This is a genomic window from Rhodococcus sp. RS1C4, from assembly GCF_002258225.1.
Taxonomy (GTDB): domain Bacteria; phylum Actinomycetota; class Actinomycetes; order Mycobacteriales; family Mycobacteriaceae; genus Rhodococcoides; species Rhodococcoides fascians_E.
Map to the genome: position 1 here is coordinate 121495 of NZ_NOXZ01000037.1, position 14699 is coordinate 136193.

Annotated in this window: 13 protein-coding genes; 3 read left to right on the forward strand and 10 right to left on the reverse strand. The window is 64.8% G+C overall.

Annotation, left to right across the window (positions count from 1 at the left end; all coding sequences use genetic code 11):
- Window positions 1–159 precede the first annotated feature (159 nt).
- The 6 genes from CH289_RS19295 to CH289_RS19320 form a co-directional block, all read right to left on the reverse strand.
- Entirely contained in the window at window positions 160–1248 is a 1089-nt protein-coding gene (locus tag CH289_RS19295) for a glycosyltransferase family 4 protein (protein ID WP_020111729.1), read from the reverse strand.
- A complete protein-coding gene (locus CH289_RS19300; protein WP_033190401.1) occupies window positions 1245–2795 on the reverse strand; it encodes a flippase in 1551 nt (516 codons plus the stop codon). Before CH289_RS19300 ends, CH289_RS19295 begins: the two co-directional genes overlap by 4 nt.
- The gene (locus tag CH289_RS19305; RefSeq protein ID WP_019664825.1) at window positions 2792–3865 is read right to left on the reverse strand and encodes a glycosyltransferase family 4 protein; all 1074 of its coding nucleotides are present in this window, start codon (window positions 3863–3865) and stop codon (window positions 2792–2794) included. Before CH289_RS19305 ends, CH289_RS19300 begins: the two co-directional genes overlap by 4 nt.
- Complete coding sequence (locus tag CH289_RS19310; protein WP_094655392.1) at window positions 3757–5157, reverse strand: O-antigen ligase family protein; 1401 nt, start codon at window positions 5155–5157, stop codon at window positions 3757–3759. The genes CH289_RS19305 and CH289_RS19310 overlap by 109 nt, the downstream gene beginning before the upstream one ends.
- A gap of 49 nt (window positions 5158–5206) precedes the next feature.
- Window positions 5207–6661 (reverse strand): sugar transferase, encoded by a 1455-nt coding sequence (locus CH289_RS19315; RefSeq protein ID WP_094728381.1) that lies wholly within the window; start codon window positions 6659–6661, stop codon window positions 5207–5209.
- Between the two features lie 189 nt (window positions 6662–6850).
- Window positions 6851–7558, reverse strand: coding sequence for a GAF domain-containing protein (locus CH289_RS19320; protein ID WP_094655394.1), 708 nt, complete (start codon window positions 7556–7558; stop codon window positions 6851–6853).
- Between the two features lie 270 nt (window positions 7559–7828).
- Here CH289_RS19320 and CH289_RS19325 point away from each other — a divergent pair, with 270 nt between their 5' ends.
- Window positions 7829–8803, forward strand: coding sequence for a glycoside hydrolase family protein (locus CH289_RS19325; RefSeq protein WP_256977361.1), 975 nt, complete (start codon window positions 7829–7831; stop codon window positions 8801–8803).
- Here the strand turns inward: CH289_RS19325 and CH289_RS19330 are convergent.
- Complete coding sequence (locus CH289_RS19330; RefSeq protein ID WP_094728383.1) at window positions 8764–10224, reverse strand: MFS transporter; 1461 nt, start codon at window positions 10222–10224, stop codon at window positions 8764–8766. The two genes, CH289_RS19325 and CH289_RS19330, sit on opposite strands and share 40 nt — an antisense overlap.
- Window positions 10225–10376: 152 nt before the next feature.
- On the opposite strand from CH289_RS19330, the gene CH289_RS19335 reads away from it, so the two are divergent.
- Complete coding sequence (locus CH289_RS19335) at window positions 10377–11009, forward strand: TetR/AcrR family transcriptional regulator (protein WP_094728384.1); 633 nt, start codon at window positions 10377–10379, stop codon at window positions 11007–11009.
- Window positions 11010–11016: 7 nt separating this feature from the next.
- On the opposite strand, the gene CH289_RS19340 is transcribed toward CH289_RS19335, so the two are convergent.
- A complete protein-coding gene (locus tag CH289_RS19340; RefSeq protein ID WP_094725798.1) occupies window positions 11017–11742 on the reverse strand; it encodes an SDR family NAD(P)-dependent oxidoreductase in 726 nt (241 codons plus the stop codon).
- Window positions 11743–11812: 70 nt separating this feature from the next.
- Between CH289_RS19340 and CH289_RS19345 the strand changes: the two genes are divergently transcribed.
- Window positions 11813–12454 (forward strand): pyridoxamine 5'-phosphate oxidase family protein, encoded by a 642-nt coding sequence (locus CH289_RS19345; protein WP_094655398.1) that lies wholly within the window; start codon window positions 11813–11815, stop codon window positions 12452–12454.
- Between the two features lie 13 nt (window positions 12455–12467).
- Here the strand turns inward: CH289_RS19345 and CH289_RS19350 are convergent, their stop codons facing one another.
- Window positions 12468–13115 (reverse strand): TetR/AcrR family transcriptional regulator, encoded by a 648-nt coding sequence (locus tag CH289_RS19350; protein ID WP_037180947.1) that lies wholly within the window; start codon window positions 13113–13115, stop codon window positions 12468–12470.
- A gap of 52 nt (window positions 13116–13167) precedes the next feature.
- The gene (locus tag CH289_RS19355) at window positions 13168–14688 is read right to left on the reverse strand and encodes a PucR family transcriptional regulator (RefSeq protein ID WP_256977362.1); all 1521 of its coding nucleotides are present in this window, start codon (window positions 14686–14688) and stop codon (window positions 13168–13170) included.
- Window positions 14689–14699: the final 11 nt, after the last annotated feature.

Consider the following 14699-nt stretch of genomic DNA (forward strand, 5'->3'; position numbering starts at 1 on the left):
AGTGGCGCGTGAACGGAAGCTTTTCGAAAATCACTGCTGTGAAACGGGATTGCAGTTCTTTCGGGCGGCCGGAAGCAGTCGGAGGCGCGGTTTCGACCGGCGAGAACCGGACGGATTCTGGTTCGAGAGTCCGTGGCGGAACGAAGCCCGAGACCGGCGTCATGCGATCAGAGCCTCGAGCAACGCGGGCATCGTGATGGAGATGTTGTGTTCGGCGCCGACTTTCGCGCGGGCGCGAGCCCCGAGCGTGGCCCGGCGCGTCCCGTCCGACAACACGTCCTGAACCGCCCGCGACAACGCCGTCGGGTCACCGGGGGGGACCAGAACACCTGCACCGTCGCGCAGGAACTCGGTCGGCCCACCGTGATCGGTTGCGATCACGGGCAGTCCATGCGACATCGCTTCCAGCACGGCCAGCGGACCGGCCTCGGGGAGAACGCTCGTCGACACCACCACATCCCATCGCCGAAGCGCATCGTCGAGCTTCACATGGCCGAGAAACCTGACCCGGCCGGACAGATCCGGTTCGCTTGCGCGCTCGCGCAGTTCGGCGACGTAGGTCTCGTCGCTGGGAAAACTGCCTCCGGCGAGTTCGACCTCCACCCCAGGGGTCAGCGCCAGCGCGTCGAGGAGTACCCGGTGTCCCTTCCACGGAGTCAGCAGCGCAAGCATGCCGACGACAGGAGGTGTGCCGACACTCTCGCGGCCGAAATCCTCGACGGGCCAGGGCACGCCGTACGGCACGAGTTCGACGTCGAGACCGGCAGCGCGGACGGGAGCGGCGGCCGCCTCGGTGCACGCCACTGCTCTGCGTACGACACCGCGCCCGAGCCTCGTCACCGCGCGTTGCCGCCCGCTCGCCATCACGTCGTGGACAAGCCACGACGCACCGCGAGGTGGCCGTGCGATGCGGGTAGCCGGCAGTGCGAAAAGGGAATTCACGACGGTCGCCGTCCCCGCTCCTCGCACCAGGGGGCGCAGGGTTCGTCCCGCCGACCACCAGCGGGCCAGCATCTGGCCGGCCGCCATCACCCGTGCGACGCCCCGCTGCCCACCGAGCCCCAGTTCCGGGATGGTCACGTGCCGAACGCCGTCGGGAAGTGCTGTCGCCAGCGCGCCTCCGGGACTGGCCACCACGACGGTGTGTCCCGTTTCCGACGCGCGATCGACGAGCGCGAGCAGCATCTTCTCCGCTCCGGACACCTGTCCGGTGTGGGCGACGAACACAACGGTGGACGTGTCGGTCATCGTTTCTCCGCTCGGTGTCGGCCGCCGGCCCGCGGTGTGGCCGCGCCGGGGGGAGTGTCCTTGCCCAAGGGTGATTCGACGAGTCCGAGTTTCGCGGCACCGAACACGATGACGACCAGCAGGAGCGCGAACGCGATGGACACCACGAGCCACAGGGATGGAAATGCCGAGACGGCAAGCGAACCGGCGAAGGACAACGCAGCCGCAAGGACCACGATCAGTGCGATGGGCCCCAGCGGGAGCAACGTCGACACCGGAACCGTTCGGGCAATGACGATCCACAGCAGCACGACGGTCGTTCCCAGCGTCGCGACGGTGGAGATGGCGGCTCCGTCGTAGGACATGCGCGGTATGAGAACGAGATTGAGCCCCACGTTGAGTGCGAGACCGAACAGCGCCACGACCGGGTAGTGGCGCTGCATGCCTGCCGACGCGAGGAGGAAGATTCCGAGGAGGATCAGTGACATCAGGGCAGCGCCGAGGACGAGAAGTCGAGCAGCGTCCGCGCCCGCCACGAAGCGCTCGCCGTAGAGAAGCTCGATCAGGTGGTCGGCCGACGGCCAGAACGCGACAACCGCCGCAGCTCCGAACAGCGCGAACAGAGTTGCTGCCGAACGTGTTCGCTTGCGGAACGTCGCGAGGTCGTCGGGCCACGCGGCGATGAGAAGGGTGCTGATGGGGGCGACCGCGGCCAGAATGATGGTGTCCATCATGTCCGAGAACTTGTAGCCGATCGAATACAGTCCGACCGCGTCGAACGTATCGAGCAGGCTGAGCATCAGAACGTCGATCTTCAGCATCGCGATGGTCAGTGCGAAACCGATTGCCAGCGGTATCGCTTCGCGCAGGTACGGGCCCCACCGGTGCACATCGATGTGCCGGGACGGCCTCAGCCCGAGCGATCGTCGCCTGATACCGATCGACTTCGACACCAGTTTGAAGATCTCGTTGATCACGGCAGGCAGCACGAACACGAGCAGCGTCGGCGCGAAGACCGCGGCGAGGATGGTCAATGCCAGCTGAAGAGCTTGGCCCAGACTCTCGGCGATGGCGACCATCAGCAGTCGGTGGCGACTCTGGAACAGAACCGACAGTGCATGACTCGGCGTGGCGAAGACGACGACCAGACCGCCCACCGCTGTCGCCAGAACGACCTCGGTGGGGTACCGGAGCACGAGTACGTACCCCACTGCGAGCACGTACCCGACCAGGCCGAGAACAGTGCGCAAGGCCAGGAACGACGACGCGGTCCTCGAAATCTCTTCCGGGCTGCCGTCCATCAAGCGTGCCAATACCACTCGGCCGACCCCGAGATCGGTGACGACGGACATCAGCCCCAGCAGGGCGAACACGAAACTGAACTGGCCCCAACCCTCGGGGCTGAGCGAACGGGCCACGATCACACTGCCGACCCAGCCCAGTCCCGCAATGACGACGCGGCTCATCAGGACCGCAGCGGTGGCTCGGGCAGCCGCTTTAGGGTCCGCAGCTATCGCACGGTAATCGGGCGGTTGTTCGGTACCCTCCAGCGAGGGGTCCTCGGTCACGAGACGATCCCCGCTTTTCGGTAGGCCTCGACCGTGCGCTGGGCCGTGCGCCGCCAGGTCAGGCCCGCGGAGACTGCCGCGGCGTTCGACACGAGGGCGGCGCGAGCATCGGCGTCGAACACGATGGGACGCATGGCGTCCGCCCAGTTGTCCACCCGCTCCGAGCCGAGAAGCACAGCACCGTCGCCGACGACGTCGGGCAGGGCGCCGACGGCACTGGCGACGACCGCCCCGCCGCAGGCCATCGCCTCGACGGGTGGAAGTCCGTACCCCTCGTAGCGTGAGGCGTAGGCGGTGACCGTGGCGGTGGCGTACAGAGCGGGCAGGTCCTCGACGTCGATGTATCCGAGACCGATCGACGACGTCGGAGCATTCGGCCCCTTCGATCCAGCGCCTGCCAGCACCGACGGGATGCCGAGTCGTTCGGCCGCGTCGGCGACGAGCTGCACGTTCTTGCGCGGTTCGACGGTGCCGACCTGGAGAACGAATCTCTCGGGAAGGGAGTACTTCTCGCGGACGGCGTCGAGGGCGGATTCCGCCGGCGGCGTCGCCCATGCTGCGGGCGCCAGTTCCGCGACGGCGGCTTCTCGGCCGCTGACCGCCTTGATGCGATCTGCGGTGAACTGCGACACCGCGATCAACAGATCGGCTTTCCGCAGCGCACGCCGGACGAGTTTCTGTTCACCGAACGCCCGGAACTTGCTGGACGCCGACGGCATGTCGATCACGGACAGGTCGTGGACGGTCGCCACGGTGGCTGCCTTGGTCACGAGAGGAAGGTCGACATCGAGGCCGTGGACGATATCGCAGTCACCGACGGGCAGTGCCCCCAGAACGGCACGCACCGCGCCGTCGGCCACACGGCGGGGGAGTGGGTGCACGTCACCCGGGAGTTCGGCCACGGCATCGCGTTGGACGACTGCCGCGAGATCTGCTGTGGGGAGCAGCGCCGGAATCTCGTTCAGTAGCTCGCGGATGTAGGTCTGGACCCCGCTGCCGCCCGGCCGAAGGGCGAGCGCCCCGTAGACGATCCGGGGGTTGCTGCTGATTCGTGTTGCGCTGCTGCGCATCCCACCACTCCTAACAGAAGCCAGAAATAAACGTCGATCGGAAAAATTTCGAAATAGGTCGAGACGAGGCTCGCGAACATCGCCGCGACGATCGACGAACCGACACCGAGTGCAAGGGCGTCGTCGCCCTCGGGCAGAGATCTGGACAGGCGTGTGCACCACAGCAGAGCCGTGACGAGAAGCGCAACGACCGCCCACAATCCGACAGGGCCGAGTTCGAGCGCAGATTTCACGTAGTAGTTGTCCGGCTGGTAGTTGGTGGACAGGCCGCTGAACGTCACGCCCGAGGCGGTCGAAATACGGTCGGCTGCTGCACCGCTCGCACCGAGACCTTGACCGAACGGGTGGATCAGGATGCTCGCGATGATGTCGTTCCATCCGTCACCGCGTTCGTTCAGACTGCTCGACGAGAAGAAGACGGACGAGATCTTGGGCACGAACGGAACGATCACTGCGACAGCTACACCGGATACGACCAGCGGCACGGCCAGGAAGCGAAAACGAATGGCAATGAGGTAGATCAAACCGACCAGCAAGCCGAGGATTGCGCCTCGGACGATCGAACTTGCCATAGCGACGACCATGATCGGTGTCATCCACAGGAACGCGGCGTTGCGACGGCGGGCCGGATCGGCCAGGGCGACGGCGCCGCCGACGAGCAGCGCCAGCATCACGTACAGGCCGAACGGGAACGGGAGGTTGAACGTGCTGAACGTTCGAAGCAGACCGCCGGAGGTTCTGACCTGTGTGCCGTACTCGTATCCGAGCGACACCAGAAAAGCCGGGCCGAGCACCAGTTGTGCGATGCCGACCAACGAGGTGAACACGCCCATCCCCATGAGCACGCTGACCAGATTGTCGCGGTCACGGGCGTCGAACGGGGAAAGCCAGAGGATCCCCACGAGCAGCATGTAGAAGAACGTCACCTTGATGGCCACGAATCCGATGAGCCCGAACGACACGAGCGCCGAGACGACTCCGAAGACGACGAACAAGGCGGCCGCGGGCCACCAGGGCATGGTCAGTGGCGGATGTGGGCGTGGTGTCGGTGTCCGTGGTCGCGGCCTGACCCGCCGCAACCACGCACAGCCGAGGGTGAACAGCACAAGGCCTTCCTTCCATCCGGACACGACGCCGGGGAGGGGAAGGATGGCCAGCAGGCCGTTGAGCGGCACGAATGCCGCGAGAAGCAGCAGGCCTCGCTGGGGGCGGTGCAGGATCGCCCGGGCAACGAACAGACCCACCCCCACCACCGCAACGGCGGCGAAGGCGATCGCGACGTACGCGATCACGGACGACCCGGGGCTCGTGAGTGTGGTTGGCCTGGAGCGATGTTCACACTCAGTCCTCGGCCCGCTTCAGCACGGCCAGAACGGTCAGGAACAGGATTTTGATGTCGAGCCAGATGGACCAGTTCTCGATGTAGTAGTTGTCCCACTCCGCACGGTCCGCGATGGACGTCTGTCCCCGGAGGCCGTGTACCTGTGCCCAGCCCGTGACACCGGCCTTCACTCGATGGCGCTCTCCGTAGCGACGGATCTGCATGGCGAACAGGTCCACGTACTCGGGCCGCTCGGGTCGCGGGCCGACGAGGCTCATGTCGCCGCGGATCACATTGAGCAGCTGTGGCAGTTCGTCGAGCGAGGTCTGCCGCATGATCTTGCCGATCTTGGTACGGCGATCCACGCCTTCCACGCCGCCCGGCGCAGCGCCCTCGACTCGCACGAACTCTGCATCGGACGCCCGTGGCGGACGCATGGACCGAAACTTCAGGCAGTCGAACGGAATTCCGTCACGTCCGATGCGTTCCTGAGCGAAGAAGATGGGGCCGGGCGAACTCAACCTCACCAGCAGCATGAGCAGCAGGAAGATCGGTGAGATCAGTAGCAGGCCGATGCTGGTCAGCACCCGGTCGGTGAGTCCCTTGAGGAGGAACTGCCATCCCTTGGGATCTACGTGAGGAAGAACCATGAGGGGGAGTCCGCCGATGTGCTCGACACGCGTCTTGAGTCCGACGGTGTCGAACAGACGCGGCACCACCCAGACTCGGATACCCAACTTGTGGGCGGACCTGACGGCAGCCACGAGCTCCTCGTGTTGAACGGAGGAGAACGCCACGATGACTTCCTCGGCGCCGGTCGTCTTGGCGATCATCTCGAACTGGCTCGGTGTGCCGAGGTAGGGAACGTCGATGAAGTCCGGCGCGGTGGGGTCCACCGGTGCCACCGGTGTCACGTCCACGAGACCGATGGGGTTCAGCCCGTACTCGGGGAACTGACGCATCCGCGCGACGAGCTGATGACCGATCGGTCCACCGCCGACGACGAGCGTCGGTGCCGCCGAGTTGTACTTCGCCCTGATGCGACGTTGGATGATCACGCGGATCAAGCGTCCTATTGCGATGGACACCGCTGCACAGATCCAGATGCGGACCATCAGTGCGCCGGGGCGGTACTCGGTGTCGACGACGATCATGGTCGACAGCAGTGCAAGAGTCGCGAACGCGATGGCTGTCTCGACCGGGCCGATCTCGTCGAGGAAGTTCTTCCGGAGGCTCCGTCGGTACATTCCTCCGGCGCCGAGGAAAGCAATCACCAGAGGGATGAACAGCCAGGGCAGCCATCCCAACTCGGTGAGGCTTCCGGTTCGCCAGAGCACCCCCTCGATCACGGCGATGGTTGCGGCGATCACGTCGACCGAGATCGTCACCACCGTGTGCAGTGGATCGACGCGCAGTCGGTCCGTCAGGCTTCGCGGACGTGACTGGACCTCGCGCAGTGCGTCGGCAGTCGCCAAGGGTGATTCGAGAGTTTTAGACACGGGCCATTACTCCGTACGGGACCCAGTTCGTGTTCCAAGCACCGTCAAAGGCTATCTCAGACATTTGGCCCGAACCCCCTTTTGCTTTATCGATCGTGTTACGGAAAAGCGACCGATTTCCCGTTATCGATCGAAATACCGGGGTGAAAGTTCTGGTAGGCGTTCTCATCCGAATATTCGCTCGCGAACAATCCACGCGAGATCCTGAAGGGTTTGTTGATGGCCGATAGTCCATTGCCTGGGCTGTTCGTCCCAGACGCACAGAGTCCCCACCGTGTGGCCCTGGCCGTCGTCGAGAGGGATGCCCATGTAGGACACCGCGAGATTGCCGAGGACTGCCGGGTGATTCTTCAGTAGTTCGTGCAGACGGGCGTCCTCGACGACGAGTGGTTCACCGCCGTCGACGGTGTACTGGCAGATGCTCTGGTCGATCGGCAGCTGGCGCGCTTCCGCGAGCTCGGCCGGCAAACCGACTGCGCTCTTGTAGAACTGGCGCTTGTCGTCGATCAGGGAAATGGCCGCGGACGGGACCATCAAGGCGTCGGCGACCATGGATACCAGCCGGTCGTAACTGTCTTCCTTCGGTGTGTCCATCAGGCCCGTCTTCTCGACGGCCTTGACGCGGTCGCGGTTGTGCAACGGGCGATCGGACTCGGGCTGCTCCTCGTCCGAGGTCGGTACCTCGATCCGTGCGGCCTGCAGATGGCGCAGCAGTTGGCCGAGTTCGGAATCGTCGTCGGCGGTGAGTTCCTGAACCAGCCGCGTGACAACCGCGCGGCGCACATACGCTTCGACCGATTCCCCGGCTTTTTCCGCCTGTTGCGCGAGAATTTCGTGTAAGCGGTCGTCGAACCCGGAAACAACGTCTGTCATTTTCCCGATGGTAATGCAGTCGAACGAAGTCGGCGTATTCATTCACTCGAGGTCGTGTCGGTGGCAGTAATTCGAACAGATGATGGTATTCGGCAGAACTGCTGTTATATTCTGCCGATGTTTCGGCGCGTAACGCTGAGCGTGCCGAGGAGCGTGGTCACGCTTGCACTTCTGCTTGTCTCCATCGCTGCGGTGATCACACCCGCGCACGCGTCACCTACGACGCCCGGGCGCACAGCGCCCTCGTCACCGGACGGACGGTGTTCCGGAATGACCAGCTCCCCTCGCATCGGTGCCTCGCCCGGTGCCACACTGGCTGCGGCGTCGAACGCGGATCTGAACGCGGAGTTGGATCTGGCGCGCGACGCCGGGTTGTTCTCGGTTCGGGTGGACATCGATTGGTCGACCATCGAACGCAATCGCGGGCAGTTCGATTGGACGAACACCGACCGTGTGCTGGCCGCTGTGGTGGCGCACGGTATGTGTCCGCTCGGTGTCATCGCCTACACACCGCAGTGGGCGCGCGTACCCGAGGCGATGGGTGACTCGCATTCACGGCCCGCGGACCCCGACGTCTACGCCGCATTCGCGCGTACCGTCGTCACCCGGTACCGCGACCACATGAATCTGTGGGAGATCTGGAACGAGCCGAACATCGTCGGATTCTGGAAACCGAAGCCCGACGTGGCTGCGTACTCGATAATGCTGCGCGCGGCCTATCAGGCGATCAAGCAGGTGCAGCCGGCGTCGACGGTCCTCAGCGGTGGGCTGGCTCCCGCAACGGACAACGGCACGAACATGAACCCCAAGTCGTTTCTCTCCGCCATGTACCAGCTCGGCGCGAACAAGTACTTCGACGCGTTCAACGTTCACCCGTACACCTACCCGTGGCTGCCGAACGACCCGAGTACCCAGGAATGGAGTACAGCGTTCGCGCTGTGGCCGATGCGCGACACCATGGTTGCCGGAGGCGATGCGGGCAAGCAGATCTGGTTGACGGAGTTCGGTGCGCCGACGGGAACCGCATCCAACGCGGTGAGCGAACAGGTCCAAGCGGACTCGATCGTCATCGTGATGGATGCGGTCCTCGGTAATGCGTGGATCGGGCCGTCCTACGTGTACAGCCTGCGAGATGCAGGCACGAACCTGGCCGATCCGGAACAGAACTTCGGGCTGCTTCGGCGCGATTTCACGCCGAAGTCCGCCTACGGGCGCGTCGCGGCCTTCACAGGGGCGTACTCCTGACGGCTGGGGGCTGCCGGGGCGAATCTCGGTAGGAACGCGGCGAGCGCGAGTGCGATCAGCGAAGCGCCTGCGGCGACGGCCATCGTCACCCGGAACCCTTGCTGCGACGGCAGTTCCGCCGATCCGAGCGTGATCGTCATCTGTGCCAGGATGACGCCTGCCACGGCGCTCGCGGTCGATGTCCCGAGCGAACGCATCAGCGTGTTCAGGCTGTTGGCCGCGGCGGTCTCCGAGGGCGGGACCGCGCCCATGATGAGGGCGGGCATCGCGCCGTACGACAGACCGATGCCTGCGCCGATGATGCAGGAGATGGCAACGAGCTGCCACACAGCGCTCATCGTGACGACACCGAACAGATAGCCGACGGCCACGACGATCGCGCCGAGCATCAGCGTCGTCTTCGGGCCCCTCGTCGTGGTGATCTTGGACGAGATCGGCGCGACCAGCATCATGACGATGCCGGAGGGGGCCATGACGAGACCGGTCACCAGCATCGAGCGGCCCAGTCCGAAGCCGGTTTCGACGGGCAACTGAAGAACCTGCGGGAAGACCAGCGTCATGGCGAACATCGCGAAGCCGAACACGACGGATGCGAGGTTGGTCAACAGCACCTGCCTGCGAGCCGACACGCGGAGGTCCACCAGTGGCTGCTTCGTGCGCAGTTCCCACCATCCCCAGAAACCGAGGGAGACGACGGCGACGGCCAGCAGACCCAGCGTGGTGGAACTGCTCCACCCCCATGTCGCGCCCTTGGAGATCGCCAGCAGCAGAGTCACGAGAGCGACGGACAAAGTGGCCGCTCCGACCGCGTCGAACGTTCCGCCGGTCCGCACCTCGGACTCGGGCACGAGCGTCAGCACCAGGATCGCGACGATCACGCCGAGTGCGGCGGACACCCAGAACAGGAAATGCCAATCGGCGTACTCCGCGATGAGCGCCGCCGCGGGAAGCCCCAGCGCACCGCCGACACCGAGGGAAGCGCCCATCGTGGCTGTCGCGCCGGCAAGCTTCTCTCGTGGAAGAACGTCGCGCATGATGCTGATGCCGAGGGGAATGACACCGGCCGCCAGCCCTTGCAGCGCACGGCCGACGACGAGCGGAACCAGTGATTCGCTGAGCGCGCCGACGATCGAGCCCGAGATCATCAGGACGAGGCTGACCATCAACAGCAATCGCTTGCCGAACATGTCGCCGAGACGACCCATCACCGGAACAGCGACGGCGCCTGCGAGAAGAGTGGCGGTGATGGCCCAGGCGGTGTTCGATGCCGATGCGTCGAGCAGGGTCGGAAGTTGGGGAATCAACGGAATGATGAGCGTCTGCATCAGTGAGACGACGATTCCGGTGAACGCAAGCACGGCAACGACGACGCCTGCTGGTGCCACCGCGGCGTTGTCGGGTGGTGGGGCAGTGGTCGACATGGGTTCGAGCCTCCCGGCGTTAGTTTTAAAGCAATTGACTGAATCAAATTAAAGCAACTGCTTGACGCAGGTCAAAGTGGCGTTGTTCACTGTGGTCGGTATGTCCGATTGATGACGAATCAGACGGTGATGACTGTGGAAGGCTGGTCCACATGACGCGTGCAGACCGCAACCTCGATACGCGTGAGGCGCTGTTGGCCACGGCCGAGAGGTTGTATGCGGAGGAAGGTATCCATCCGGTTTCGAACCGGCACGTGAGCGAGGCGGCAGGCCAGGGCAACAACGCCGCTGTCGCGTACCACTTCGGGACGAAGACGGATCTGGTGCGAGCAATTCTGGAGAAACATTCGCGATCGATCGAAGAGATTCGATCGCAGATGGTCGCGCGGGTGGAGGGTTCGGATGATCTGCAGGATTGGGTTGCGTGCCTCATCAGGCCCTACGTCTCGCATCTCGACTCTCTCGGATCGCCCAGTTGGTACGGGAGATTCAGCGTCCAACTGATATCCGACCCGGTGCTGCGGTCCGTCGCCTACGCCCGTGCCGGCGAGTTGACGGCGCTGAAACCCACCCTCGCGGGACTGGAGCGCTGTCTGCCCGAGTTACCGGTGAGTGTCCGAAAGATTCGCGGAGACATGGCCCGCAACCTGATGATGCACACCTGCGCCGACAATGAAATGGAGTTCGCGGAGAATCCGGACGTCCCGCCCAACTGGACCGACTGCGGCACCGATCTCATCGACGCGACGGTAGGGATCTGGCGGGCGCCGGTGTCGCGGTCGTGATTCGAGGCTACTGACCGCCCGCGATGCGGATGGTCGTACCCGTCGCGTAGGACGCGTCGTCCGACAGCAACCAGGACACGGCGCCCGCGATCTCGTCCGGAGTGCCCGCACGCTTCATGGGCACCGACCGAGCGACCTTTGCCGGTCTGTTCGGATCTCGATGAAAATCGGTCCAGATGGTCCCGGGTGCAACGGCATTGACGCGAATGTTTCTGTCCGCCAGCTCTTTGGCCAACCCCACGGTGAGTGCGTCGACTCCCGCCTTCGACGCCGCGTAATGAACGTACATCCCGGGGCTTCCGAGAGTGGCTGCGGCAGAGGAGATGTTGACGATCGAGCCACCCGAGTGCGTCATCGGCGCGATGGCGTACTTGATGCAGGCGAGAACACCGACAAGGTTGAGGTCGATGTCGGCCCTGATGTCGGAGAGATCGTTGTCCACGAGATCGCCCACGGCAGAGGCGGCCCCGGCATTGGTGACCAGCCCGGTGAGCGTCCCGAAATCCGCGACCTCTCCGTACATCGCGATAACGGATTCCTCGTCGGTCGTGTCCACGCGGCACACCAACGCACGACGTCCCGCAGCTTCGACGTCTGCGGCAACGGACTCGGCGGCTGCGCGGTCACGCACGTACGTGACGACGACGTCGTGGCCGTCGGCGGCCAACCGTCTGCACACCGCGGCCCCGATGCCACGGCTTCCTCCGGTGACGACGGTGGTGCGAACGGTCATGCACGTCACTGTGCCAGATGCGCCCGAAAGTCCGATGACTCGGTGCCCCGGCGTTGTTAGGCTTCCTCGCGTGGCATGGGACGAGATCACCGACACCGACGAGTTGACCGCACTGTTCGGCACGCCGAGTTACCGGGCGGCCAACAAGGACCGCGATGCACTGTTGCCGATCCACCGGGAGTGGCTGTCCATGTCTCCGTTCTGCCTCATCGGAACGGCCGACGACACCGGAAGATGCGACGTGTCGCCGAAGGGGGACCCGGCGGGGGCGCTGGTTCACGTGCTCGACGAGACCACACTCGCCATAGCCGAACGGCCGGGAAACAAGCGGATGGACGGCTACCGCAACGTCCTGCTGAACCCGCACGTGGGAATCAACTTCTTCGTCCCCGGCCGCGGAGACACTCTGCGTGTCAACGGCGGAGCGCGGTTGCTCAAGGATGCGCCGTTCTTCGACGACATGAAGGTCAAGGGGCATCGTCCGATCCTGTGTCTGCTCGTCGACATCGAGCAGGTGTTCTTTCACTGCGCCAAGGCGTTCATGCGGTCACGGCTCTGGGAGCCGGACACCTGGAATCCGTCGGCACTCCCGACGGTCGCTCGGATCACCGAAGCGGTCATGCCGGATTCGCCCGAAACTCTCGCCGAGCTGGAGCAGTACTACGGCCCGTCCTACGAGAAGCAGCTGTACCAGCGCCAACAGCCCCAGTAGCGGGATAGATGCGTCAGTCGAGCCGACCGAATGCGACGGCGCCGAGGATGGTGTGGGCGCTCGCGATGACCCCGTCCAACGGCTCGGAGTCGGGTGCGAGCAACCACTGCTGGGTCATCATGAGCACGGCACCGACGAGACCGACCGCGAGTGTTCGACGGTTGGGCCCGGCCAGGCCGCGAGCGGTTCCGACCGAATCCGCGACGGCGAGGACGGCGTCGACGAACAGTCCTGTGGTCTGCCGGTACAGCGCGTCCACTTCGGCGGAGACGCCGAGAACCTCGAGCAGCACGATGCGCGCGGATCGAGGGTCGTCGGCGATGGTGCGGAAGAAGTTCGACAACGCCGATTGCAGAACGTGCTCGGCGCCGGTGGTGTGCGCGTCGCTGCTGACGTGGATGCTGGTCAGCATCGTCGTGGTTGCTCGCCGGTACACGGCCTCCAGAAGTGCCTCGCTGCTGTCGAAGGACTCGTAGAAGTAGCGTTTGGTCAGTCCGGCGGCGCTGCATATCCGATCGATCGACGCGGACCGGTAGCCGCTCGTGCCGAAGATGTCCACGGCTGCGTCCAGCAGCCTCTCTCGGCGGGCATCACGTCGCGCCTCCGCGCTCGACCCGCGGTAGGGCCTGCCGGGAGCGATCTCGGTTTCGGAAGAGCTCACGGAAAGATACTGACACCGATCGGTATCAGATGGGAAGTGACAGACACTTCGGTCACCTCAAGCGCAGGGCTAGATAGAACTCGACACGATGTTCGAGCAGCGACAGATCCCTGCCGGTCAACTCCTCGATTCGCTGGACTCGGTAGCGCACGGAATTCACGTGCAGGTGCATCTGCTCGGCGCACTTCGTCCACGAACCGTTGGTGTCGAGAAATGCGGCCAGCGTCCTGACGAGGTCACTGCCGTGGACCTCGTCGTACTCGGTCAGCGGCGCCAGCAGCCTCGACCTGAACATGAGCCGAACGTCGTCGGGAACACCTGCCAGCAGCAACACCAGAGTCGCGAGCTCGGAGTGCCCGACGACGTACCGACCGTCGGTTCGCCCGGCGGCCAACCTGCGCGCATGGCGCGCTTCCTCCACGGCGCTGCGAAGGTCCCGCGCACCGACCAGGGCGCTCACTCCGACGGCCAGCCCGGTACCGGCAAGCCCCGGCGACAGAATGCCCACCCCTCTACAGATCGACGCGGTCGCATCGACGTCGGTTGCCACTACGGCCAGCACCTCACCACCGACGATGCCGACCGCCGACATGTGGGGCACCGACAATTCCTGTACCAGACGACGAACCTCGCTCGGGCGCAGCACGTCCTGCTTCGAGTGTGCAGACGGTGACACCGAGGCGGCGATCACCTGACAGTGCGAGTCGACGGGCAGGCCGAGAAGCCCCATCTGCTGCGTCACGAACGAAGCATCGACACCCTCGCCGAGGGCACGGATGAATTCCTGGGCGAGGATTCCGGCCCCGGTCAGCCTGTCGTCGAACCTGTTTCGTTCGAGGGCAACGATCGAGCAGACCTGCTCGGCCAGTGCGCGGCGCTCGGGGTGCCACGTCTGCCAATCGCTTCCGACCGCCACGAACCAATCGACGACGCGGGCTGTGGAATTCCTGTCGACGGGAAGCATCGACATGTCGAGCGCGGGCGAATAATGCGGAAGCCGACGCGCGGTCAGGAACTCGTGTGCGAGCAGTGCCGCGTCGGGCACGGATTCGGAGCCGGCAACCACGCGACCCGTCGCTGCGAGGATCCAGCATTCGATGCCCAGTTCGGCTGCGACCAGATCGAGCAGCGCACCGATCCCACCTGTTCCCGTACCCTCCACCAATCTCCGGTGCCGCTCCAACACCGCCTTCACGTCGGACGCCCGTGCCGCCGACAACTGCCGGACCACCCGCTCGGTGACCGTTGCGAACGCAACGTCCGCGGGGACACGGAACAGTGGAAGTCCGTGGGCGCGACACGCGTCGACGAGGTCGTCCGGGACGGATCCACCTTCCGACGCCGCCAGCGCGGCGACGCCTGCCTTGGCGACGGCCTTCACGAACTCGTGCGAATCGCCCGGGCCCGTACGCCACATGAGTCCGGTGAGCACCAGTTCACCGCCGCTGAGGTAGCGACTCGGATCCAGCATGTCCGTCGTGACGACCCATCTGATGACGGGGTCGAAATGTTCGGGAGCAACCACCTGCTGCAGGTTCAGGTCCGACAAACCCATCAAATCATGCAGCCTCACCGCGTGTCTTC